Source organism: uncultured Polaribacter sp., assembly GCF_947497125.1.
In the GTDB taxonomy this organism is placed as follows: domain Bacteria; phylum Bacteroidota; class Bacteroidia; order Flavobacteriales; family Flavobacteriaceae; genus Polaribacter.
Genome location: NZ_CANMFI010000008.1, coordinates 25,234 through 49,928, shown reverse-complemented (window position 1 = coordinate 49,928; position 24,695 = coordinate 25,234). Strand labels below are relative to the sequence as shown.

The 24,695-nt window shown below is 33.3% G+C and carries 21 protein-coding genes and 1 tRNA gene; 16 read left to right on the top strand and 6 right to left on the bottom strand.

The annotated features are described in order from the left end of the window. Nucleotides 1-144 precede the first annotated feature (144 nt). The 5 genes from Q0678_RS11460 to Q0678_RS11440 form a co-directional block, all read right to left on the bottom strand. A complete protein-coding gene (locus tag Q0678_RS11460; RefSeq protein WP_299058002.1) occupies nucleotides 145-1,608 on the bottom strand; it encodes a glutamate synthase subunit beta in 1,464 nt (487 codons plus the stop codon). A gap of 4 nt (nucleotides 1,609-1,612) precedes the next feature. Next, nucleotides 1,613-6,124 carry a glutamate synthase large subunit gene (gene gltB, locus Q0678_RS11455; protein ID WP_299058000.1) on the bottom strand — a complete coding sequence of 1,504 codons (4,512 nt, stop codon included), beginning with the start codon at nucleotides 6,122-6,124 and terminating at the stop codon, nucleotides 1,613-1,615. A 214-nt stretch (nucleotides 6,125-6,338) separates the two neighbouring features. Next, complete coding sequence (locus tag Q0678_RS11450; RefSeq protein WP_299057998.1) at nucleotides 6,339-7,550, bottom strand: ammonium transporter; 1,212 nt, start codon at nucleotides 7,548-7,550, stop codon at nucleotides 6,339-6,341. A 7-nt stretch (nucleotides 7,551-7,557) separates the two neighbouring features. Then, nucleotides 7,558-7,908, bottom strand: coding sequence for a P-II family nitrogen regulator (locus Q0678_RS11445; protein WP_299057996.1), 351 nt, complete (start codon nucleotides 7,906-7,908; stop codon nucleotides 7,558-7,560). Between the two features lie 68 nt (nucleotides 7,909-7,976). Next, the gene (locus Q0678_RS11440; protein ID WP_299057994.1) at nucleotides 7,977-8,960 is read right to left on the bottom strand and encodes an outer membrane beta-barrel protein; all 984 of its coding nucleotides are present in this window, start codon (nucleotides 8,958-8,960) and stop codon (nucleotides 7,977-7,979) included. 282 nt (nucleotides 8,961-9,242) lie between these two features. Here Q0678_RS11440 and Q0678_RS11435 point away from each other — a divergent pair, with 282 nt between their 5' ends. Continuing rightward, nucleotides 9,243-10,034, top strand: a complete 792-nt coding sequence (locus Q0678_RS11435) for a tRNA pseudouridine(38-40) synthase TruA (protein ID WP_299057992.1) — start codon at nucleotides 9,243-9,245, stop codon at nucleotides 10,032-10,034. Nucleotides 10,035-10,185: 151 nt separating this feature from the next. Here the strand turns inward: Q0678_RS11435 and Q0678_RS11430 are convergent, their stop codons facing one another. Beyond that, nucleotides 10,186-11,328, bottom strand: coding sequence for an acyl-CoA dehydrogenase (locus Q0678_RS11430; RefSeq protein ID WP_299057990.1), 1,143 nt, complete (start codon nucleotides 11,326-11,328; stop codon nucleotides 10,186-10,188). 91 nt (nucleotides 11,329-11,419) lie between these two features. On the opposite strand from Q0678_RS11430, the gene Q0678_RS11425 reads away from it, so the two are divergent. From Q0678_RS11425 to Q0678_RS11355, 15 genes are all read left to right on the top strand, one after another. After that, entirely contained in the window at nucleotides 11,420-12,481 is a 1,062-nt protein-coding gene (locus Q0678_RS11425; protein WP_299057988.1) for an anhydro-N-acetylmuramic acid kinase, read from the top strand. 172 nt (nucleotides 12,482-12,653) lie between these two features. Next, on the top strand, nucleotides 12,654-13,880 hold the full coding sequence (locus Q0678_RS11420) for a Glu/Leu/Phe/Val dehydrogenase dimerization domain-containing protein (RefSeq protein WP_299057986.1): 1,227 nt from the start codon (nucleotides 12,654-12,656) through the stop codon (nucleotides 13,878-13,880). Between the two features lie 16 nt (nucleotides 13,881-13,896). Next, nucleotides 13,897-15,300: a sodium:proton antiporter NhaD gene (gene nhaD / locus Q0678_RS11415; RefSeq protein WP_299057984.1), complete on the top strand. Its 1,404-nt coding sequence runs from the start codon at nucleotides 13,897-13,899 to the stop codon at nucleotides 15,298-15,300. A gap of 141 nt (nucleotides 15,301-15,441) precedes the next feature. Continuing rightward, entirely contained in the window at nucleotides 15,442-16,131 is a 690-nt protein-coding gene (locus tag Q0678_RS11410) for a MotA/TolQ/ExbB proton channel family protein (RefSeq protein ID WP_299057983.1), read from the top strand. Nucleotides 16,132-16,164: 33 nt separating this feature from the next. After that, complete coding sequence (locus tag Q0678_RS11405) at nucleotides 16,165-16,557, top strand: biopolymer transporter ExbD (RefSeq protein ID WP_299057982.1); 393 nt, start codon at nucleotides 16,165-16,167, stop codon at nucleotides 16,555-16,557. Nucleotides 16,558-16,582: 25 nt separating this feature from the next. After that, nucleotides 16,583-17,431, top strand: a complete 849-nt coding sequence (locus Q0678_RS11400; protein WP_299057979.1) for an energy transducer TonB — start codon at nucleotides 16,583-16,585, stop codon at nucleotides 17,429-17,431. 59 nt (nucleotides 17,432-17,490) lie between these two features. Next, nucleotides 17,491-18,699 carry a folylpolyglutamate synthase/dihydrofolate synthase family protein gene (locus Q0678_RS11395; RefSeq protein ID WP_299057977.1) on the top strand — a complete coding sequence of 403 codons (1,209 nt, stop codon included), beginning with the start codon at nucleotides 17,491-17,493 and terminating at the stop codon, nucleotides 18,697-18,699. Between the two features lie 59 nt (nucleotides 18,700-18,758). Beyond that, a tRNA-Val gene (locus Q0678_RS11390) sits at nucleotides 18,759-18,836 on the top strand. Between the two features lie 52 nt (nucleotides 18,837-18,888). Beyond that, the gene (locus Q0678_RS11385) at nucleotides 18,889-19,146 is read left to right on the top strand and encodes a GIY-YIG nuclease family protein (protein WP_299057975.1); all 258 of its coding nucleotides are present in this window, start codon (nucleotides 18,889-18,891) and stop codon (nucleotides 19,144-19,146) included. A gap of 139 nt (nucleotides 19,147-19,285) precedes the next feature. Beyond that, complete coding sequence (locus Q0678_RS11380; protein ID WP_299057973.1) at nucleotides 19,286-19,540, top strand: GIY-YIG nuclease family protein; 255 nt, start codon at nucleotides 19,286-19,288, stop codon at nucleotides 19,538-19,540. 209 nt (nucleotides 19,541-19,749) lie between these two features. After that, on the top strand, nucleotides 19,750-20,733 hold the full coding sequence (locus Q0678_RS11375) for an SDR family oxidoreductase (protein WP_299057971.1): 984 nt from the start codon (nucleotides 19,750-19,752) through the stop codon (nucleotides 20,731-20,733). Nucleotides 20,734-20,799: 66 nt separating this feature from the next. Next, nucleotides 20,800-22,083, top strand: coding sequence for a nucleotide sugar dehydrogenase (locus Q0678_RS11370; protein ID WP_299057969.1), 1,284 nt, complete (start codon nucleotides 20,800-20,802; stop codon nucleotides 22,081-22,083). A 3-nt stretch (nucleotides 22,084-22,086) separates the two neighbouring features. Further along, nucleotides 22,087-23,028 carry a Gfo/Idh/MocA family oxidoreductase gene (locus Q0678_RS11365; protein ID WP_299057967.1) on the top strand — a complete coding sequence of 314 codons (942 nt, stop codon included), beginning with the start codon at nucleotides 22,087-22,089 and terminating at the stop codon, nucleotides 23,026-23,028. Between the two features lie 23 nt (nucleotides 23,029-23,051). Continuing rightward, nucleotides 23,052-23,480, top strand: a complete 429-nt coding sequence (locus Q0678_RS11360; protein WP_299057964.1) for an adenylyltransferase/cytidyltransferase family protein — start codon at nucleotides 23,052-23,054, stop codon at nucleotides 23,478-23,480. Nucleotides 23,481-23,540: 60 nt separating this feature from the next. Next, nucleotides 23,541-24,503, top strand: coding sequence for a GDP-L-fucose synthase (locus tag Q0678_RS11355; RefSeq protein ID WP_299057962.1), 963 nt, complete (start codon nucleotides 23,541-23,543; stop codon nucleotides 24,501-24,503). Nucleotides 24,504-24,695 lie beyond the last annotated feature (192 nt).

The window sequence follows — 24,695 nt, the reverse complement described above, 5'->3', positions numbered from 1 at the left end:
AGATAGATAGATAGATAGATAGATAGATAGATAGATAGATAGATAGATAGATAGATAGATAGATAGATAGATAGATAGATATAGGTCAAAAAATAAGCCATTAGTAACATATACTAATGGCTTGTTTTTTTTATAGACCTAATTTTACATAGCAACTAAATCTCCAGTAATATCTTTTGATGGTAATTCTGATTTACCCATTAAATATAAATCTACTTGTCTAGCTGCTTCTCTTCCTTCAGAGATAGCCCAGACAATTAAAGATTGCCCTCTACGCATATCACCTGCAGTAAATATATTTGGAACATTTGTTTGATACTTTCCATATTCAGCTTTATAGTTAGATTGATTGTCCTTTTCTAAACCTAGTTTGTCTGCTAATGTACTTTCTGGACCTGTAAACCCTAGTGCTAACAAAGCTAAATTACAAGGCCATGTTTTTTCTGTTCCTGCTACTTCTATCAACTCTGGTCTTTGACCTGGTACTATTTTCCATTCTACATTAACTGTTTTTAAAGCAATTAAGTTTCCAGCTTCATCCTTTACAAATTCCTTTGTATTGATTAACCAATTTCTCTCTGCACCTTCTTGATGAGATGATGATGTTTTTAGTTTTAAAGGCCAAAATGGCCAAGGTGTAGATGATGATCTTTCTCCTGGCGGCTTTGGCATAATTTCAAAGTTAACAACAGACTTTGCACCATGTCTGTTTGACGTTCCAATACAGTCAGATCCAGTATCACCACCACCAATTACAATAACATCTTTATCAGTTGCCATTATTTGATCTTCAATTTTCTGACCCGATAATACTTTTGTTTGTTGAGTTAAAAAATCCATGGCTTGTACTACGCCATTTGCCTCTATACCTGGTGTTGGTAAACTTCTTCTCTCTGTAGAACCTCCACAAAGCACAATGCTGTCAAATGCTTTTAATTCTTCAACATCATAATTAACACCAACATTTACATTGGTCTTAAAAATGATACCTTCTGCTTTTAGGATGGCAATTCTTCGATCGATAATGCCTTTTTCCATTTTAAAGTTCGGAATTCCATATCTTAATAATCCACCGATTGCATCATCTCTTTCAAAAACAGTTACTATATGTCCGGCTCTATTTAGTTGTTGAGCAGCAGCCAATCCGGCTGGTCCAGATCCAATTATTGCTATTGTTTTGCCTGTTCTAGTTTTTGGTGGTTGTGGTTTTATCCAACCTTCTTTAAAAGCACGTTCTACTATATTTTTTTCAATATTTTCAATAGAAACTGGGTCTTCAATAATACCTAGTACACATGCTTGTTCACATGGTGCAGGACATAATCTACCTGTAAACTCTGGGAAGTTATTTGTAGAATGAAGTATCCAAGAAGCTTTTTTCCATTCTCCTTGATGAACCATGTGGTTAAAGTCTGGAATTAAATTTCCTAACGGACATCCACTATGGCAAAAAGGAATACCACAGTCCATACAACGAGATCCTTGTTTTGTAATTTCTTTTTCTGATAGAGGAACCGTAAATTCTTTGTAATTTTTTACACGATCTTTTACAGAGGTGTACGTTTCATCTTGTCTTTCAAATTCTTTAAATCCTGTTATTTTTCCCATGACATTATGCTATTGTTAGTTCTTCGAACATTGGTTCTTCTGTTTCTATACGTTTCAATGCTTTTTTATATTCAGTTGGCATTATTCTAACAAAGTTTTTTAAACTTGTTTCCCAATCACTTAATATAGCTGCACCTTTTTTACTGTTTGTGTATAAAACATGTTTTTCGATGTCTGCTTTTAAAGCGGCAGCGTCTGCATCAGTAATTTCTTCAAATTCGATTGTTTCTGTATTACACAGTCCATTTACAAATTTATTTTCTGTATCATACACATAAGCAATACCACCACTCATACCAGCTGCAAAGTTTCTACCTGTTTTACCTAGTACAATTACTTTACCACCTGTCATGTATTCACAACAATGATCACCTACACCTTCTACAACTGCAGTAGCACCAGAGTTACGAACCGCAAAACGTTCTCCTGCAATTCCATTGATGTACGCTTGCCCAGCAACTGCACCAAACAGACAAACATTACCAACTATAATATTATTTTCAGCTATAAAGTCTGCCTTTGCAGGTTTTTTTATAATTAATTTGGCACCAGATAATCCTTTTCCTAAATAGTCATTAGTACCACCTTCTAGTGTAAAAGTTAATCCGTGTGCACCAAAAGCACCAAAACTTTGTCCGGCAGAACCCGTAAAATTCATGTTTAAGGTGTCTTCAGGTAAGCCTAAATGACCATATATTTTAGATATTTCATTACTAATTATTGCACCAACTGTTCTATTGGTGTTTTTAATAGTATAGTTTAAATTCATCTGTTCTTTACGATATAAAGCTCTGTGCGAATCTTTTAAAATTGTAAAGTCTAATACATTGTCTATATTATGATCTTGTTTTTCTGTATTCTTAACAGTAAGATCTCTATAACCTGTTGGTCTGTGTAGTATGCTAGATAAATCAAGACCTTTGGCTTTGTAATGTTTAATTGCTTTGTTAGCGTTTATTTTATGAGTTTGCCCAACCATTTCATCTAAAGTTCTAAAACCTAGTTGTGCCATAATAGCTCTTAATTCTTCTGCAATATAATAGAAGAAGTTAATTACATGTTCTGGTGTTCCTTTAAAGTTCTTACGTAATTCTTTGTCTTGTGTAGCAATACCTACAGGACAAGTGTTTAAATGACATTTACGCATCATAATACATCCAGAAGCTACTAAAGGAGCCGTTGCAAATCCGAATTCTTCAGCACCTAAAAGAGCTGCAATTGCAACATCTCTACCTGTTTTTAGTTGGCCATCGCATTCTACTACAATTCTACTACGTAGACTGTTCATTACCAATGTTTGTTGTGCTTCTGCCAAACCTAGTTCCCAAGGTAAACCTGCATGTTTTAATGATGTTAAAGGAGATGCACCTGTACCACCATCATAACCAGAAATTAAAACAACATCTGCTTTTGCTTTTGCAACACCTGCTGCAATGGTACCTACCCCAACTTCTGAAACTAATTTTACATTAATTCTAGCCTCTCTGTTAGCATTTTTTAAATCATAAATTAACTGTGCTAAATCTTCAATAGAATAAATATCGTGGTGTGGTGGCGGAGAAATCAACCCTACAAAAGGAGTAGAATTTCTTGCATTTGCAATCCAAGGCAATACTTTATATCCTGGTAATTGACCACCTTCGCCAGGTTTTGCACCTTGCGCCATTTTAATTTGAATTTCTTTTGCGTTGGATAAATAATGAGATGTTACCCCAAAACGACCAGAAGCAACTTGTTTTATGGCAGAGTTTCTACTATCTCCGTTGCTATCTTTTTCAAAACGTTTTCTATCTTCTCCACCTTCACCAGAATTAGATTTACCTCCGATTCGGTTCATTGCAATCGCTAAATTTTCGTGCGCCTCTCTAGAAATTGATCCATAAGACATGGCACCAGTTTTAAAACGTTTTACAATTTCTGTCCAAGGTTCTACTTCCTCTAAAGGAATTGGATCTAAATTATCAAACTGAAACAACCCACGAATGGTCATTAAATTCTCTGCTTGTTCATTAATCGCTTTAGCATATACATCGTAGCTTGTTTGGTCGCTTAAACGAACCGCTTGCTGTAATTTAGAAACTGTTGTTGGGTTGAATAAATGACGCTCGCCATTTCTTCTCCATCTATAATCACCCCCAACATTTAAGCCTAAATTTTTATCAATCTGATTGTCTGGATATGCTTGTTTGTAGCGTTGATCTATCTCTTTTTCGATTTCATACAACCCGATACCTTCTATTCTAGAAGCAGTATACGGGAAATATTTTTCTACAAATTGAGAGTTGAAACCAACAATTTCAAAAATTTGTGAACCTCTATAAGAATGTAATGTAGAAATTCCTATTTTGTTCATCACTTTTAAAAGTCCTTTTCCGATAGCTTTATTAAAATTATCAACTGCTTGTTGCTCATTCATATCGGTAATAAAACCATCTTTTACCTGAGTTCTAATAATTTCGTTTACCATGTATGGATTAATGGCACTTGCGCCATATCCAAATAAAGTAGCAAAATGATGTGGTTCTCTAGGTTCTGCAGATTCTATAATAATATCAAAATAAGAACGTTTTCTTAACCTGTTTAATTGATGATTTACAAATGAACAAGCTAATAAAGCAGGGATTGGTGCAAATTCTTGATTGACACCTCTGTCTGAAAGAATGATGATATTGTTCTTTTTCTCTAATGCTTTTTCTACTTTAATTACAATTGCATCAAGAGCATCTTCCAATCCGTTTAACCCTTCTTTTTTAGGGTATAAAATTTGAATTGTTTCTGCTTTGAAACTTTCGATATCAATGTTTCTAATTTTTTCTAAATCTGCATTAGAAATTACAGGGTTTTGTATGCGTAACTTTCTACATTGTCTATCTGTAATACTAAAGATGTTTCTGTCTTTTCCTAAATTTAGACTAATATCTGTTACAATTTCTTCTCTAATTCCATCTAATGGCGGATTGGTTACTTGGGCAAATAATTGCTTAAAATAATTAGAAATTAATTGTGGTCTGTCAGATAAAACAGCTAAAGGAGTATCAATCCCCATAGAACCCAAAGCTTCTTTACCTACTTGCGCCATTGGTGTTATTACTTCTTGAATGTCTTCAAACGTATAATTAAATAAACGCTGTCTAGTTTTAACGTCTATAGTTTCTATAGGACACGTATCTCCTGTATAAGGCACATCTTTTAAGTGCAAACGTGTTTTATCTAACCATTCTTGGTAAGGTCTTTCTAAAGCTATTTTACTTTTTATTTCTTCATCTTCAATAATTCGCCCTTCATTCATGTCTACCAAAAACATTTTTCCGGGTTCTAAACGACCATGTTCTTTAACATCTTCTGGCGCAACATCTACCACACCAATTTCTGATGACATAATTAAGCTACCGCTTTTTGTAATAGTATATCTAGAAGGTCTTAAACCATTTCTATCTAACAATGCACCAATATAGTCTCCGTCTGTAAAAGGTACAGAGGCCGGCCCATCCCAAGGTTCCATAATACACCCATTGTATTCGTAAAAAGCTTTACGCTCTTTAGACATTGTTGCATGTTTTTCCCAAGCTTCTGGTATCATCATCATCATAATTTCTGGTAATGAACGTCCTGTATGAGTTAATAATTCTACCACCATATCCATAGAAGCAGAATCTGATTTACCAGGTAAAATTATTGGAAAAAGCTCATCTATTTGTGGTCCAAATACATCACTTTTCATAATTTCTTCTCGTACACGCATTCTACTTACGTTACCACGTAGGGTGTTAATTTCACCATTTTGACACATGTGCCTAAAAGGTTGCGCAAGTTCCCAAGTTGGCATTGTATTGGTAGAAAAACGTTGGTGTACCAAGGCTAATTTTGTTACTAAATCTTTTTCTTGAAGATCTTTATAATAAGGACCAATATCTTCTGGCATAATAATACCCTTGTAGATAATGGTTGTTATAGATAAACTAGGAATGTAAAAATAATTAGCTTCAGAAATTTTTGATTTTCTGATTGTATGTTCTGCAATTTTTCGTGCAGCATATAATTTTGCTTTAAAAGTAGCTTCATCAATATCTTCAGATTTACCAACAAAAATTTGTTCGATGTTTGGTTCTGAAGCCAAGGCTATTTCTCCTAACTGCGAAGAATCTACGGGTACTACTCTCCAACCCAATATTGTAAGTCCTTGTGCTTTTATATTGTTTTCGAAAGTAGATTTACAAAAATTGTATTGATTTTTATTCTTTGGAAGAAACACCATACCTACAGCATACTCTCTTTGTTTAGGTATAGGAAAATTACAAACACGCTCAAAATAAACATGAGGTATGTCTATCAGTAAACCAGCACCGTCTCCTGTTTTTCCATCAGCACTTACACCACCTCGATGTTCTAGTTTAACAAGTATTTCTAATGCATCATGTATGATTTGATTTGTTTTTTCTCCGTTTAAATTACAGATAAATCCTGCACCACAGTTTTCGTGTTCAAATTCTGGTAAATATAAGCCTTGTTTCTCCATGTTATAATAAATTATATTTGCTAATTTATGTTTTTTATTGAGAAAAACGCAGTGTTTAAGGTGTTTTAATGTTATTTTTATGATGAAAATAAAATTCAGCTATAAATTATTCACTAATAATAATTAAAGTAATTTATTTTGAGAAAATGATAATAAGCAGGAAATCCTGCAAATTGTAAAATTTGCAGGTTCCTAAATCTATAAGTTATTCCTATTAGTTGTCGTTTAAACGAAAGTCTGGATATGCATCCATACCATGCTCATGAGTATCAAGGCCTTCTAATTCTTCTTTTTCAGAGACTCTAATACCTACTGTTTTCTTTAAGGTAAAGATTATTAAGAAAGATGTTATCAAACAAAAAGCAGCATAACAAGCAACCCCTGTTAATTGTATTAAGAAAGTATGTTCTGGGTTTGTAGAGAAAATACCTACCGCTAAAGTACCCCAGATACCACATATTAAATGCACAGCAATTGCACCTACAGGATCGTCTAATTTAATAGCGTCAACTAAGGCTACGGCAAACACTATAATAGCACCCGCTATACCACCAATGATTATTGCGCTACCTGGCGTCATAACATCAGCGCCAGCTGTAATACCAACTAAACCACCTAAAATACCATTTAAAAACATCGTTAAATCTAAATTTTTATATTTTATGAATGATACAAGTGCTGCAACAACACCACCAGCTGCCGCTGCCAAACAAGTTGTTACTAAAGTTAATGAAGTTAATTCTGGGTCTGCAGATAAAACTGAACCACCATTAAAACCAAACCAACCTAACCAAAGAATTAAAACACCTGCAGTAGCTAAAGGTATATTATGTCCTGGTATTGCTTGTGGTTTACCGTCTTTAAATTTCCCAATACGTGGGCCTAGTAACCAAACAGCTACTAGTGCAGCCCAACCTCCTACAGAGTGAACTAGGGTAGAACCAGCAAAGTCATAAAAACCTAATTGGTCTAAAAATCCGCCACCCCATTTCCAAGAACCTGCAATTGGGTAAACGAAACCTACGTATAAAATTGTGAAGATCATAAATGGACCTATTTTCATGCGTTCTGCTACGGCACCAGAAACAATGGTTGCAGCAGTTGCAGCAAACATCCCTTGAAACAAGAAGTCTGTCCAGTAAGTATAACCTGCATTGTAAGCTAAGTTAGCTCCAGCTACAGTATCTAGTCCAAAGCCAGCAAAACCTATAAATCCGTTAAAGTCTCCTGGATACATTAAGTTAAATCCGCCAATATAGTATAATAGTAGACCAACGGTAATAATGAAGATGTTTTTAAATAAAATATTAATTGTGTTTTTTTGTCTTGTTAAACCAATTTCTAAAAATGCAAAACCTGTATGCATAAAGAAAACTAGTGCTGTACAGATCATCATCCATACGTTGTTTGTTGTTAATAATTCCATGTTATTTTTATTTTGATGTTTTCTTTAAAGTTTCTCCTCCTTTTTCGCCTGTTCTAATTCTGTAAGCTTCAGAAATATCTGATACAAATATTTTACCATCTCCAACTTCACCGGTAGCTGCAGATTTTAAAAGAGCATTGATGGTAATTTTTTCGAAATCGTCATTTACTACAATTGATAAATATCTTCTTTGAATATCACCTGTGCTGTAGCTAACGCCTCTGTATACATGTGCTTCTTTTTCGTTACCTAAACCTGTTACATCCCAATAAGAGAAGAAGTTTACATCTACTTGATGTAGCGCCTCTTTTACCGCGCTGAATTTAGATTTTCTTATAATTGCTTCGATTTTTTTCATTATTAATTGATTTAGTTAATTTTTTAAAGCCTATAAAGCATGCTTTATAGGCTTCATATTTATTAGTTTTAGAAAGAATAAACTGCTGCTAATGTTGCACCTGTAACGTTCTCTTTTCCAAAGAAAGTAACGTCATCAGAAGTGTCATATCTTACTTCTGCAATTATATTTAGGCTAGAAGTTAATGATTTGTTAGCTGTAAGTGTGTATGCAGATTGACTAGCATCTCCTGATCCAGAAGTAGTAGTAAAAAACTCTGGTCTTAAACCTAAAGAAAAAGTATCAGAGAAAGTGTTTTGTAAATATAAAGCTACACCTTGGTATCCTGCATCTGCATCGCTAGAGTTAGCGTAAGCTGCATTTATTCCTAAAAAGAAAGATTCTGATACATCGAAACCACCTGTATAGTCTAGGTATAATACATCTTTAAACCCAAAACCATCAGCGCCATAAGCTACATTAAAGTACTGGCCTTTGTAACCTACTTGACCACCTAATTGATAATCATTTCCTTGAGTGTTTGCTCCTGAAGTGATTCCGTGTGGATTTGTAATTGCCAACATAAAAGATAAATCTTCTGAGCTAGCATAATCTAATCTTAAACCGGTGTGCGAAAAAGGACCTGCATTAAATAAATAAGATACAGAATAATTAAAGTTACTCGCAGGAGAAATTACTTCATAACCGTAAAACGTGTTAAATTGCCCTAAAGTTATCTTTAATTTATCTGTTGCATTGTAATAGGCATATAATTGGTTGATAGCACCATCATAAGCATTTGCTGCATTTGCTCTTGGGCCATAAGCCAAATCAGCAACAACTCCGGCTTTTCCTTTTTCGTAAGCAAAAATGGTATTTACCATACCTAAACCAAAGCCATTTGCGGGTACATCAGATAAGATGCCTACAGAACCTAGAGAACCACTTTTAAGATTGCTACTGTGGTATACATCTACTGAACCGCTTAATGTAAAAGTTCCTTTTTCTTCTTTTTCTTGAGCGCTTATAACTAAGCTGCTTGTTAGTAATAGTGTAAAAATAATTTTTTTCATAATTTTTGTTTTTAAATTTTGTTGTTTGTTTTAAGTTGTGTTGTTTGTTTTGTTATGCCAAAAGTAAATATTTATTTTACATCTGCAAGGGGTTGTTTTTTAAAAAGTATGTTTTTTAAAAACAACCCCTCAAAAAAAGGGGGGTTATATTGTGATAAGTTTATTTTTTTATTATTGAGTGGTTTAAAATATGAAGTTGTCAAAAAAACAGTATATGATTTTAAGATATTCATAAAAATGCCTGTTTTGTAAAAAAAATGTAATTATTGTACTTTTGTAGGTATGAAATATTCATATTCTTACCTTGTTGGTATTCAATTTCTTGGTTTCCGTTTTTCGGGTTGGCAAAAGCAAACAAACGCAAAAACACTGCATGAAATGGTAGATAAAAGTTTGTCTTATGTTTTTAAAGAAGTTGTTTTTAAGACTATAGGAGTTGGTAGGACCGATGCAAAGGTTTCTGCAAATACCTACTATATTCAGTTGTTTGTAGACATAGAGTTAGAGGAAAAGTTGTTTTTATCTTCTTTGAATTCTAATTTCTCTCCAGATTTTAGAGCTGTTTCTTTTAAAAAAGTACCTCATAGTTTTAATGTTATTAACGCGCCAAAGGTTAAAGAGTATCATTATTATTTTTCATTTGGACAAAAAAATCATCCGTTTGCGGCACCTTTTATGGTAAATATTGATCAAATATTAGATATTGATGCGATGATGACTGCTGCGAAACTTTTTGAAGGGGAACATTATTTTCATAAATATTGTACTAGACCTTCAGAAAATACTATTTTTAAAAGAGTTATTGATGTTTGTGAAATTGTAGAGAATACGATATTGACTGCAAATTTTTTTCCAGAAAAATCATATATATTAAAGGTAAAGGGAAAAGGTTTTTTGCGTTATCAAATTAGATTGATAATGGCAACGTTGTTTGAATTGGGTAAAGGAAACTGCGATTTTAATTTTATAGAGGCTTCGTTACAAGAAGATAACGATAGGTTATTTATGAGGCACAATGCACCTTCTTCTGGGTTACAGCTGTTTGATGTTCAGTTTTATGATTCATTCGATTAGCTTTTGCGCAAAGGATTGAAGCGATTGTTTGAGCTCTCCCGATTTTTATCGGGAAGCGAGTGCGAAAAGCCTGACCTGAAAGGTTGCGCCATAAAAAAAATCCACCTTATATAGAAAGGTGGATTTGTGTTTTAAACTAGGAACTGTTTTTTTATCCTTTAATAACTCCGCGAGAAATTACAATTTTCTGAATTTCTGAAGTTCCTTCATAGATTTGAGTAATTTTTGCATCGCGCATTAAACGTTCTACATGGTAATCTTTAACAAAGCCGTTACCACCATGAATTTGTACCGCTTCTACTGTTTGTTCCATAGCAACTTTAGATGCGTATAGTTTAGCCATTGCGCTAGACATGTCGTAATTATTGCCCTGGTCTTTGTCCCAAGCCGCCTTGGTAACTAGCATTCTAGCAGCTTCTATTTCGGTATACATATCTGCTAATTTAAAGGCAATTGCTTGATGATTGCATATTTCTGTACCAAAAGCTTTGCGTTCTTTCGAGTATTTTAAAGCTAATTCATACGCTCCGGCAGCAATGCCAAGTGCTTGAGCGGCAATACCAATTCTACCTCCAGAAAGGGTTTTCATGGCGAATTTAAATCCGAAACCATCTTCGCCAATTCTATTTTCTTTGGGTACTTTTACATCGTTAAATTGTAAGGTGTGTGTGTCTGAACCACGAATACCTAACTTGTCTTCTTTAGGTCCGATATGAAAACCTTCTGTGCCTTTTTCTACAATAAAAGCATTAATACCTCGGTGTCCTTTTTCTCTATCGGTTTGTGCAATAACTAGGTATACATCGGCTCTACCGCCACTTGTTATCCAGTTTTTTGTACCGTTAATAATATAATGATCACCTTTATCTTCTGCAGTAGTTGTTTGCGATGTAGCATCAGAACCAGCTTCGGGTTCACTTAAGCAAAAGGCGCCTACAAACTCTCCGGTAGCTAATTTGGTTAAGTATTTTTGTTTTTGTGCTTCAGAAGCGTAGCTTTCTAGTCCGTAACAAACTAAAGAGTTGTTTACAGAGACAATAACAGAGGCAGATGCGTCTATTTTAGAAAGTTCTTCCATAATCAATATGTAAGAAATAGTATCCATACCACTTCCGCCATATTTAGGGTCTACCATAATCCCCATGAATCCTAAATCGCCCATTTTTTTTACCAATGAATTCGGAAATTCTTGTTTGTTGTCTCTTTCGATAACGCCTGGTAATAATTCTGTTTGTGCAAAATCTCTTGCGGCATCACGTATCATGATGTGTTCTTCGGTTAAACTAAAATCCATGTATGTGTATTTTTATGTTATTCGTAACTTTAAGTGTCAAAGATATCGATTTCGTAACATATTTTCATTAGAATTTATTAATTTTACAGATATGATTAAAAAACCTGTATTTGCTATAGGCATTATGTCTGGCACTTCTTTAGATGGTATTGATTTAGTGTATGTAGAATTTGATAACAATAACTTTCAAAATTTTAGCATTTTGCATTCAGAGACTGTATCTTATAATAAAGAATGGAAGTTTACTTTGCAAGAGGCTATTCATTTTTCTTCGGATAAGTTATTAGAGTTAGATCTTAATTATGGTGATCTTTTAGGGGCTACTGTCAATAAGTTTGTAGCGAATTATAAAATTGCTAAAATCGACTTTATTGCGTCTCACGGTCATACTGTATTACATGAGCCTAAAAAAGGCCGAACTCTGCAAGTGGGAAATGGGCAGGTAATAGCAAATAAAACCAATCAAAAAGTAGTTTGTGATTTTAGAACGCAAGACGTGCAATTGGGTGGTCAGGGAGCGCCACTGGTGCCTATTGGCGATGAGTTGCTTTTTGCTGATTACGACTATTGTTTAAACCTTGGCGGTTTTTCAAACATTTCTTATCATACAAATGGCAAAAGGATTGCATATGATATTTGTGCGGTAAACATTGTTCTTAATAAATACGCTAAAGAATTAGGTTTTGATTTTGATGATGGTGGGCAAATAGCTGCCTCGGGTTCCATCTTAACCTCTGTATCAAAAGAGTTAAAAGCATTGTCTTATTATCAAAAAGAAGCGCCAAAATCATTAGGGTTAGAGTGGGTGCAAGAACATGTTTTTCCAAAGTTAGTAGCAAGTGATGCAAATCCTACAGATATTTTAAGAACATTTACAGATCATATTGCTTGGGCTATAGCAAATGAATTGCCAAAAGAAGCTACTGTTTTGGTAACTGGTGGTGGCGCTTTTAATACTTTTTTGATAGCCGAAATAAAACGTTATAAAAAAGTTAATTTAATATTGCCAGAAGTTACATTGATCAATTTTAAAGAAGCACTTATTTTTGCCTTTTTAGGCTTGTTAAGAGTTGATAATCAAGTAAATTGTTTAAAATCTGTTACTGGTGCTCGTAAAAATCATTCGTCAGGAGAAATTTTTTATCCTAATTAAAAATTTGAGCACTCATTTTTTTACTGTAAGTTTGTATAGTTTCCTCCTAAAATTTAATTTTAAAGATCATAAAATGAATCAACTTTAGCTTTGCCCCAGAAGGGGTTTTTAATGAAAGATTAAAATTGTTTAAACGAACAAAAAAGAAAGTTAATTTATTTAAAATTTTAGAATGAAAGAATTATTAAAAATATATGAGAATAAACAGCCAGAAATTGTTTTTAACTGGAAAGATTCTGAAACAGAGGCAGAAGGATGGACAGTTATTAACTCTCTAAGAGGTGGTGCTGCAGGTGGCGGAACAAGAATGCGAGAGGGTTTAGATATGAATGAAGTACTGTCTCTTGCAAAAACAATGGAAGTAAAGTTTACGGTTTCTGGACCCGCAATCGGAGGAGCAAAATCAGGAATTAATTTTAATCCGCAAGATCCTCGTAAAAAAGGTGTTTTAGAGCGTTGGTACAAGGCTGTTTCGCCATTGTTAAAAAATTATTATGGTACCGGTGGCGATTTAAATGTAGATGAAATACATGAAGTGATACCGATGACAGAAGATGTGGGTGTTTGGCATCCGCAAGAAGGAGTTTTTAATGGTCACTTTAAGCCGACAGAAGCGGATAAAATAAACAGAATTGGCCAGTTAAGGCATGGTGTAATTAAGGTGTTAGAAAGTAAAAATTACTCACCTAACGTGTTAAAGAAATTTACGGTAGCAGACATGATTACTGGTTTTGGTGTTGCCGAAGCAGTAAAACATTATTATGATATTTATGGCGGTTCTGTTGTAGGTAAACGAGCTGTTGTGCAAGGCTTTGGTAACGTAGGTTCTGCAGCAGCATATTACTTGGCGCAAATGGGTGCCAAAGTTGTAGGAATTATTGATAGAGACGGAGGGTTAATTAATGAAAGCGGATTTTCTTTTGAAGAAATAAAAACCTTATTTTTACAAAAAGAAGGGAATACTTTGGTGGCACAAAATATGATTCCTTTTCAAGAGATTAATCAGAGAATATGGGAGCTTCCATGTGAAATATTTGCTCCTTGTGCGGCCTCAAGATTGGTGCAACAAGATCAAGTAAATAAAATGATTGCAAGTGGTTTAGAGGTAATTTCTTGTGGTGCAAATGTGCCATTTGCAGATAAAGAAATTTTCTTTGGATCTATTATGGAAGATACTGATAAAAAAGTTAGTTTAATTCCAGATTTTATCTCTAATTGCGGTATGGCAAGAGTATTTGCCTATTTTATGGAGAGAAGAGTAGCAATGACCGATGAGGCTATTTTTGAAGATACCTCGAGTGTTATTAAAAAGGCACTGCAAAGAACCTTTGCAAGAAGTGCATCAAAAACTAAAATAAGTGAAACAGCGTTTGAAATAGCGCTAAAAGAATTGATATAAATTAAAAATAAAAAAAATGGAATCAGTAATTATTATTGTATTTGTAATGGGGTATTTAGCCATTACTTTAGAGCACAACATAAAGTTAGATAAACTAATACCTGCCTTAATTATGATGGCAGTCTGTTGGGCATTGGTGGCGTTAGGTGTAGATAATTTTACAAACTGGTTCGATTCTAGTAAACATGGTTTAGTAGACGGATTTGCTTCTATGATTCATGCAGATAAGTTGCATTTGGTAGAAGAAACACTATTACACCATTTAGGTAAAACTGCAGAAATTTTAGTATTTCTTTTAGGTGCCATGACTATTGTAGAAATTATTGATTATTTCGATGGTTTTTCTACGATAAAAGGCTATGTAAATTTTAAAAGTAAAAAGAAGCTTTTGTGGATGTTTGCTATTTTAGCTTTTATATTATCGGCAATAATTGACAACCTTACAGCGACTATTGTATTGATTTCAATTTTACAGAAAATTGTTAAAAATAGAGATGAAAGAATCTGGTTTACAGGTTTAATTATTATTGCAGCTAATGCAGGTGGTGCTTGGTCTCCTATCGGAGATGTTACCACAACAATGCTTTGGATTGGTAAAAAAGTAACTACGTTAAAGTTAATAGAGTATTTATTATTGCCTTCTTTATTATGTATGGCAGTTCCTACTTTTATAGCTTCATTTTTACCTGCTTTTAAAGGAGACATCGATTTTGATGAAAATGAAGTTGAAAAGCCAAAAAGCATGCACAGTGCAAGAATGTTATATTTAGGTTTAGGAGCTATTTTGTTTGTGCCTGTTTTTAAAACAGTAACTCATTTGCCACCTTATGTAGGTATGATGTTGTCTTTAGCAGTAGTGGCTACTTTTGCTGAAATCTACAGTCGTTCTAAATTTTCGATGACAGATTTTAATTCAGGAGAATCAGATGAAAATGCACATCATAGTCCTGTGCACCATTCATTATCAAAAATAGAAATGCCTAGTATCTTATTTTTCTTAGGTATATTGATGGCAGTTGCTGCTTTAGAGTCTTTAGGAATTCTTTTTAATTTTGCATCAACGCTTCAAGATTCAATACCAATGATGGGTACAGAAATGCACACAACTGGTGTAACAGGTGTTTCTGATTTGGTGGTTATGTTGTTAGGTGTTGGTTCTGCTATTATTGACAATGTACCTTTGGTGGCTGCAAGTTTAGGAATGTTTTCTGAGCCTTTAGATAATGAGTTATGGCACTTTATAGCTTTTTCTGCAGGTACAGGAGGTTCAATGTTAATCATTGGTTCTGCTGCAGGTGTTGTAGCAATGGGAATGGAAAAAATAGATTTCTTTTGGTATTTTAAAAAAATATCTTGGTTGGCTTTAATTGGTTTTGTGGTTGGTTCTGCAGCTTTTATGGTAACAAGAACATTATTTTAATTTGATAAGATAAAAAAGTAAAAATGTCATTTTGTGTAACTACAGAATGGCATTTTTTTTGATACATAGTTAATTGCTTTTTTTAAAGCAATTTTAAAAAGGAATCTCCGTTATTCATTTATAAATTTAAATAACTTTTTAATGATATTATTTATTCAAGAAAATACACCGCTTTTAAACGAGGCAGTTTCTAGTAAAAAAACACTCTCTATTTATTCGTTAATCGCAGATGGTGGTGTTGGTGGGCAGTTAATTATTGCGTTGCTGTTTATTTTGTTAATAGTAGCTTTGTATATCTACTTCGAACGTTTTTTTGCCATTTTAGCGGCCTCTAAAATTGACGAAAATTTTATGAATCAAATAAAAAGTGATGTTTCTGATGGTAATTTAGCAGCTGCAAACGCACTTTGTAAAAGTAAAAATACACCAACAGCTAGGTTAATTGGTAAAGGTATTTCTAGAATTGGCAAGCCTTTAGATGATATTAATACAGCCATAGAAACAGCAGGTAAGTTAGAGGTGTATCAATTAGAAAAAAATGTAAGTGTTTTGGCAACAATTGCCGGTGCTGCGCCTATGATTGGTTTTTTAGGTACTGTAATAGGTATGATTGTTGCCATACATGAAATAGCTAATGCAGGTGGGCAAATAGATATAAAATTATTGTCTGACGGGTTGTATACCGCAATGACAACCACTGTTGCTGGTTTAATTGTTGGTATTATTGCTTACATAACTTACAATCATTTAGTGGTAAGAACAGATAAGGTTGTGTATCAAATGGAGGCTAAATCGGTAGAGTTTTTAGATTTGTTAAACGATCCAGCGTAAATCTAAAAAATATAAACAGTAATACTATTTTAAATGAATTTACGCGGAAGAAATAAAGTAAACGCAACTTTTAACATGTCTTCAATGACAGATATCGTTTTCTTATTATTGATATTTTTTATGTTAACTTCTACTTTAGTTACCGTTAACGCTATAGATGTTCTGTTGCCAAAGGCAGGCGGAAAAACAGAAAATAATACTGCAATAGCTGTAACTGTGACAAAAAATGAAGTTTTTTATATTGATAAAGTAAAAGTGTCGATGCTTAATTTAGAAAGTGAATTGATTAAAAAAGTAGGTTTAGATGTTAAAAAGACCATTGTAATTAGAGCAGACAAAGAGGTTTCGTATAAGAATGTAATGCATGTTATAGATATTGCAAATAAAAATAAATTGAAAATGATTTTAGCAGTTAAAGGAAATTGATTAATTTAGAATAACCCCTATATAAATGCCTCTATTAAATACTATTCATAAACGGAAGTCAGCACTAATTACAACATTACTTGTAGTGCTTTTAATGTTGGTTGTTTTTACTTTTGGATTACAATATACAGATCCGCCAGAAGAATATGGTGTTGCTGTAGCTTTTGGATTTACAGAAAATGATAGTCAATCAGCGGATGCGTTATCGAGTAAAAAAACAATTTCAAATGAAGTAGTACAAGATGTTGCAACAAAAGAAGTTTTACCAGATGAGAGTGCAAATGCAAAAGAGATTGAGCCGATAATTACAAATGAAAACGCTGACGATTTTTTAATAGAAAAAAAAGAGAAGGTATCAGAAGAAAATAATTCAAAAGAAGTTATAAAAAAAGAAGTAGTTAAGCCTAAACCATCCAAAGAAATTCAAGATGCTTTAAATAATTTATTAAACGCAGCTTCATCAAAAGAAAATACATCATCAGAAAATAAGAGTGTCAAAAACACCTCTGATCAGCAAAATAGCTCATTAACGAATAAAGGAAGCAAAACCGGTGTAGATAATAGCGATAAATATTATTCAAACACAAAAGGCATAGCAGATAGTAATTATAGTTTACTGGGCAGAAATGCGTTGTTTAAGCCAAAACAACAACCCGATTGTCAAGAAGAAGGTACGGTAGTAGTTAGTGTAGAGGTTGATAGAAAAGGCAATGTTATTCGTGCGTTTGCAGGAGAAAAAGGAACTACAAATTCTGCTGCTTGTTTGTTAAAACCAGCTAAAGAAGCTGCATTAAAAACAAAATGGAGTGCAAGTTCTAGTGCTTCAAAAATACAAATAGGAACCATAATTTATAAGTTTTCTTTGTCTAAATAATGGTATTTTTGTAAGTAGCTTTCATAAATAGTAAGCTTAAAGTAGTTAGGATATAGAATATGACATACAAAGAAACATTAGATTGGATGTTTGCACAGTTACCCATGTATCAAAGAGAGGGTAAAGTAGCTTTTAAAAAAGATTTAGCAAATACTTTGGCTTTTTCAAAAGAATTAGATTTTCCGTCACAAAAGTTTAAATCTATTCATGTTGGTGGTACAAATGGTAAAGGTTCTACCAGTCACATGATTGCATCTATATTGCAAGAAGCAGGTTATAAGGTTGGTTTGTACACCTCGCCACACTTAAAAAATTTTACAGAGAGAATTCGTATTAACGGAAAAGAAATTTCTAAGCAAAAAGTAACTTCATTTATAGCAGCCCATAAAGTGTTTTTACAACAACAGCAGCTTTCATTTTTTGAGATGACTGTTGGTTTGGCGTTTGATTATTTTGCGTCAGAAAATGTAGATATAGCGATTGTTGAGGTAGGTTTAGGTGGTCGGTTAGATTCTACTAATATTATTACTCCAGAGGTTTCTGTAATTACTAATATAGGATTAGATCATACCGATTTATTAGGAGATTCTTTACCAGAAATTGCTTCAGAAAAAGCGGGTATTATTAAAGAGAAAGTTGCAGTTGTAATCGGAGAAGAGCAAGATGAGGTAAAACAGGTTTTTGTAGAAAAGGCGATGCATAGAAATACGACGTTGCATTTTGCTTCTTCCGATATGGTTAATTATCAAACAGATTTATTAGGTGTTTATCAGCAAAAAAACACTAAAACAGCTGTTGCCGCAGTTAAAAAATTAAATGGATTTGTGGTTTCAGAAGAAAATATTAAACAAGGCTTGTTAAATGTTGTACAGAACACCAACTTAAAAGGTCGTTGGCAAATTTTACAAGATTCACCAAAAGTAATTTGCGATACCGCACATAATAAAGAAGGTTTAGAGATTGTTGTCAATCAGCTAAAAAAAGAAATTTATAAGAATTTACATATTGTTATAGGGGTCGTTTCAGATAAAAAATTAGAGAATGTTTTGCCGATGTTTCCAAAAGAGGCTACTTATTATTTTTGCAAACCGAACATACCAAGAGGGCTTTCTGAGATAGAATTACAAGAAAAGGCAGTTTTATTTGGCTTGCAAGGAAAAAAATATTCATCGGTGCAAAAAGCATTAAAAAGTGCCTTAGCTAATGCAAATCAACAAGATATGATTTATGTTGGTGGAAGTACTTTTGTGGTGGCTGAAATAATTTAAATAAAAGTTCTTTTTTTATTTGGTAGATTAAAAATCAATGTTATATTTGCATCCGCTTAGGGCAATTAGCTCAGTTGGTTCAGAGCACCTCGTTTACACCGAGGGGGTCGGGGGTTCGAATCCCTCATTGCCCACCAAAATAAAAATCCTTCACAATCATGTGAAGGATTTTTTGTTTTATAGATTTTTATGACTTTTTACCTGTACATTTTATATTCAAAAAAACTAGATAAATATTATGTTGGTGCAACACAAAATATTCAGAAACGATTGGTAAGTCATTTATCAAATCATCAAGGTTTTACAGCACGTGCAAAAGATTGGGTTGTGGTTTATCAAGAAACTTTTCAGAGTAAAGAAGCAGCTTACGCTCGAGAAAAACAGATAAAATCATGGAAATCAAGAAAAATGATTTTGAAATTAATTTTAGAAAATGATAATAAGTAAAATCTATAGCATCCCGATTTTTTATCGGGAGAAGTCGGGTGTTCGAATCCCTTTCCGAAAAAAGTTCGGAACAGGCTATTGCCCACCAAAGTAAAATCCTTCACAATCTTGTGAAGGATTTTTTGTTTTATAGCTTTTTATGACTTTTTACCTGTACATTTTATATTCAAAAAAACTAGATAAATATTATGTTGGTGCAACACAAAATATTCAGAAACGATTGGTAAGTCATTTATCAAATCATCGAGGTTTTACAGCACGTTCAAAAGATTGGGTTGTGGTTTATCAAGAAACTTTTCAGAGTAAAGAAGCAGCTTACGCTCGAGAAAAACAGATAAAATCATGGAAATCAAGAAAAATGATTTTGAGATTGATTTTGGAAAATGATAATTAGTGAAATCTAGAGCATCCCGATTTTTTATCGGGAGAGGTCGGGGGTTCGAATCCCTTTCCGAAAAAAGATCGGAACAAGCTATTGCCCACCAAAGTAAAAATCCTTCACAATCTTGTGAAGGATTTTTTGTTTACTTCCCTTTATTGTGTGAAAATTAAGTGATTCTTTTTTGCTACATTTGTTTCTTAAAAGCTTAATAAAAAGGAAAGATGGAGGTTGTTTTGACTGGAAAAAAAATACTAGTTACTGGTGGTGCAGGTTTTATAGGTTCTAATCTATGTGAAGCATTGCTTAAAACGAATAACACAGTCGTTTGTTTAGATAATTTTTCTACAGGAAAAAGAGAAAACATTCAAGACTTCATCAAAAACTCAAATTTTACTTTAATTGAAGGAGATATTCGCAACCTTGCAGATTGTCAGTTTGCGTCTAAAAACGTAGATTTTATTTTGCATCAGGCAGCATTGGGTTCTGTGCCTCGCTCTATAAAAGATCCAGTAACCACAAATGAGGTTAACATTTCTGGCTTTTTAAATATGTTAGTTGCTGCAAGAGATAATAAGGTACAAAGAATGGTGTACGCTGCAAGTTCTTCAACTTATGGAGATTCTGAAACATTACCAAAGGTAGAAGAGGTGATAGGAAAACCATTATCTCCGTATGCGGTTACCAAGTATGTAAATGAATTATATGCAGATGTTTTTTATAAAACATACGGTTTAGAAACAATAGGTTTAAGGTATTTTAATGTTTTTGGTGCTAAGCAAGATTCCAATGGAGCATATGCAGCAGTAATTCCGAAATTTATAGAGCAATTTATGCGTTTAGAGTCCCCAGTTATTAATGGAGATGGAAGTTTTTCTAGAGATTTTACATATATAGAGAACGTGATTCAGGCAAATTTATTAAGCTTAACATCAGGTAAAGAAAGTGTAAATGAGGTATATAATATTGCCTTCGGAGAAAGAAACACCTTAAAAAAATTAACACACTATCTTAAGGATATTTTAGCTGATTTTGATACAAAAATAAAAGAGGTGTCAATTATTTATGGTTCAAAAAGAGTTGGTGATATTCCGCATTCGCATGCAGATATTTCAAAAGCGAGAAAATTACTAGGCTATACGCCTCTTTTTTCTTTAAAAGAAGGGTTAAAAAAATCGATAGAATGGTATTGGTTGCATTTAAAGTAATTTTTTAGGGTGGTTTTTTGGATTACAAAAAACTAGAAAAGATAATTGCAATAATGAAAAGAATAAATGAGTAAAATAAAAATAGGAATTATTGGTTTGGGTTATGTTGGTTTGCCTTTGGCACGCCTTTTTGCAACCCAATATAGTGTGGTTGGGTTTGATATAAACACAACTAGAGTAGATCAACTAAAAGCGTATGAAGATGTTACAATGGAGGTTGAAGCATCGTTGTTAAAAGCAGTAGCAAAATCAACAAATAATGAAGATTTAGGACTGTTTTTTTCATCAAATTTAAACGAATTAAAAGAGTGTACTTACTTTATTGTTACCGTTCCTACGCCTGTGGATAAAAATAATAGACCAGTTTTAACTCCTTTAATTAAGGCGAGTGAAACGGTAGGAAGCGTTTTAAAAAAGAACGATATTGTTGTATATGAGTCTACCGTTTATCCTGGAGCTACAGAAGAAGATTGTGTGCCTATTTTAGAAAAGGTATCTGGTTTAAAATATAACACCGATTTTTTCGTTGGATATTCTCCTGAGAGAATTAATCCCGGAGATAAGTTGCATACTGTAGATAAAATATTAAAAATTACCTCTGGTTCTACCCCGGAAATTGGTGAAAAAGTAAGCCAACTGTATGCTTCTGTGATTACTGCTGGCACCCATTTAGCGCCGTCTATTAAGGTAGCAGAGGCTGCAAAAGTAATCGAGAATTCTCAAAGAGATATTAATATTGCTTTTGTTAATGAATTGGCTAAAATTTTTGGTTTAATGGATATAAATACCCAAGATGTTTTGGCTGCTGCAGGTACAAAATGGAATTTTTTACCATTTAAGCCAGGCTTGGTTGGAGGGCATTGCATCGGTGTAGATCCTTATTACTTGGCTCAAAAGGCTCAAGAGTTTGGGTATCATCCAGAGATAATTTTAGCAGGTAGAAGAGTGAATGATAGCATGGGTAAATACATAGCATCAGAGGTTGCTAAATTGATGATTCAGAAAGATCAAGAGGTAAAAGGCGCAGGTATATTAGTTTTAGGAATCACTTTTAAAGAAAATTGTCCAGATATTAGAAATACAAAAACGGTAGATTTAATTTATGAGTTACAAGAATATGGAGCTAATGTGGTTGTTTTTGATCCGCATGCTAATTCAGAAGAAGTAAAAAACACCTATAAAATCACTTCTTTTTCCGAGATACCAAAAAAACAATATGATGCCATTGTATTAGCAGTTGCACATAAAGAGTTTCTAGATTTAAATTTTGAAGAGATAAAAAAAGAAAAATCAATAGTATACGATGTTAAGAATTTTTTAGATTCTAAACAGATAGATAAGTCCCTATAAATAATGAAAAATTTCGCATTAATTGGTGCAGCAGGTTACATTGCGCCCAGACATTTAAAAGCAATTCAGCAAACAAATAACCAATTAATAGCTGCATTAGACAAATTTGATAGTGTAGGTATTATGGATCGTTATTTTCCGAATGCTGATTTCTTTGTAGAATTTGAAAGGTTCGATCGTCATATAGAAAAACTAAAAAGAGCTGGCACTCATATTGATTATGTGAGTATTTGTACCCCTAATTATTTACATGATTCTCATATTAGAATGGCCTTACGAAGAGGTGCAGATGCAATTTGCGAAAAACCGTTGGTATTAAATCCATGGAACATAGAGGCTTTAATGGGAATTGAAAAAGAATCGGGACAAAAAATAAATACCATTCTGCAGTTACGATTACACCCTAGTATTATTGCTCTAAAAAGTAAAGTAGCGTTGGCGAATAAAAATGAAAAGTACGATGTAGATTTAACTTATATTACCTCTAGAGGGAAATGGTACGATATTTCTTGGAAAGGAGATGAAAGTAAATCTGGCGGAATTGCAACCAACATTGGTGTGCATTTTTACGACATGCTTTCTTGGATTTTTGGTGAGGTGCAAGAAAATAAAGTTCATTTACGAGAAAAAAGTAAATCGGCAGGATATTTAGAGTTTAAAAACGCCAGAGTTCGTTGGTTTTTGTCTATTGATGAAAATGATTTACCTATATATATCAAAGAGAAACAGCAGAAAACGTTTCGATCGATAACCGTAGATCAACAAGAATTAGAGTTTAGTGATGGTTTTACCGACTTGCATACAACTAGTTATCAAGAAATCTTAAAAGGCAACGGATTTGGATTGAAAGATTCTGAAAAATCAATTCAAATAGTTCATGATATCAGAAATTTAGCTATTTCTAAAAATGGTGAAAAACACGCTTTTTTAAGCCACATTAAATAAATTATATTTGTAAAAAAAACGAGATGAAAGTAGGAATTACTTTTAGTGCATTTGATTTGTTTCATGCAGGTCATGTAAAAATGTTAGAAGAAGCAAAACGCCAATGCGATTATTTAATCTGTGCCTTACAAACGGACCCCACACTAGATAGACCAGAAAAAAACAGGCCTGTTCAATCAGTAGTAGAAAGGTATATTCAGTTAAAAGGGTGTAGGTATGTAGATGAAATTATTCCTTATGCCACAGAGCAAGATTTAGAAGATGTGTTGCGTTCTTTTAAAATAGACGTTCGTATTATAGGAGATGAGTATGCAAGTAAGCAGTTTACAGGCAGAAAGTATTGTGAAGAAAAAGGAATCGATTTGTATTTTAATAAACGAGAACACCGTTTTTCTAGCAGTGGCTTACGAAGAGAAGTACAAGAGAAAGAGAATTTAAAAAATGATAAGTAGCATCAATATTTATTTTTCCCTTTTAGGGATGAATAGTACCATGGTTTATCAATTGATATAATGAGTTTACAAAAAAAGAAGTTGAAAATTTACATTGCTGGGCATAGAGGTATGGTTGGCTCTGCGGTTTGGCGAAGTTTAGAAAGTAAAGGGTATACCAATTTAATAGGAAAAACAAGTGCAGATTTAGATTTAAGAAATCAGCAACAAGTTTTTGAGTTTTATAAACAAGAAAAACCCGATGTAGTTATTGATGCTGCAGCAAAAGTTGGAGGTATTTTAGCGAATAATAATTTTCCGTATCAATTTTTGATGGAAAATATGCAGATTCAAAATAATTTAATAGATGGTGCATTAAAACTGGGTGTTGAAAAATTTATATTTTTAGGAAGTTCTTGTATCTATCCTAAGTATGCACCACAACCATTAAAAGAAACTTGTTTGTTAACTGATTCATTAGAGCCAACAAATGAATGGTATGCGATTGCAAAAATTTCTGGTGTTAAAGCTTGTGAAGCAATTAGAAACCAATTTAAAAAAGACTATGTAAGTTTAATGCCTACTAACTTATATGGATATTTTGATAATTTTGATTTGCAAACGTCGCATGTTTTACCTGCAATGTTGCGTAAGTTTCATGAGGCAAAAATAAACAATCATGCAGCAGTAGTTTTATGGGGAAGTGGTTCGCCAATGCGCGAATTTTTGTTTGTAGATGATTTGGCAGAAGCTGTAGTTTTTGCACTAGAAAATAAATTACCAGAGCACCTGTACAATGTTGGCTCTGGTACAGATGTTACCATAAAAGAATTGGCACAAACGATTCAAAAAGTAGTCGGCCATAAAGGTAATATTATTTGGGATGCATCAAAACCAGATGGAACACCAAGAAAATTGATGGATGTATCTAAGATGCAAAGATTAGGTTGGCAGTATAAAACAGCGCTAGAAGAGGGTGTAGAAAAAACGTATGCTTGGTTTTTAGAGCATATAGATAGTATTAAAGAAGTGAAGTTAATTTAGGTAGAAGTTAGGTGTATAAGACTTAGACTAAAACGAAGACTAAAATAAAACTAAGACAAAGACAAAGACAAAGACCAAGACTGGAAATTATTATGACTATCAGAATTAAATGGATATAACGAATCTAGTCATCGTCATTGTCAAAGTTTAAAAAGGTTTGTGATAAAGACTAAGACTAAGACTAAGACTAAG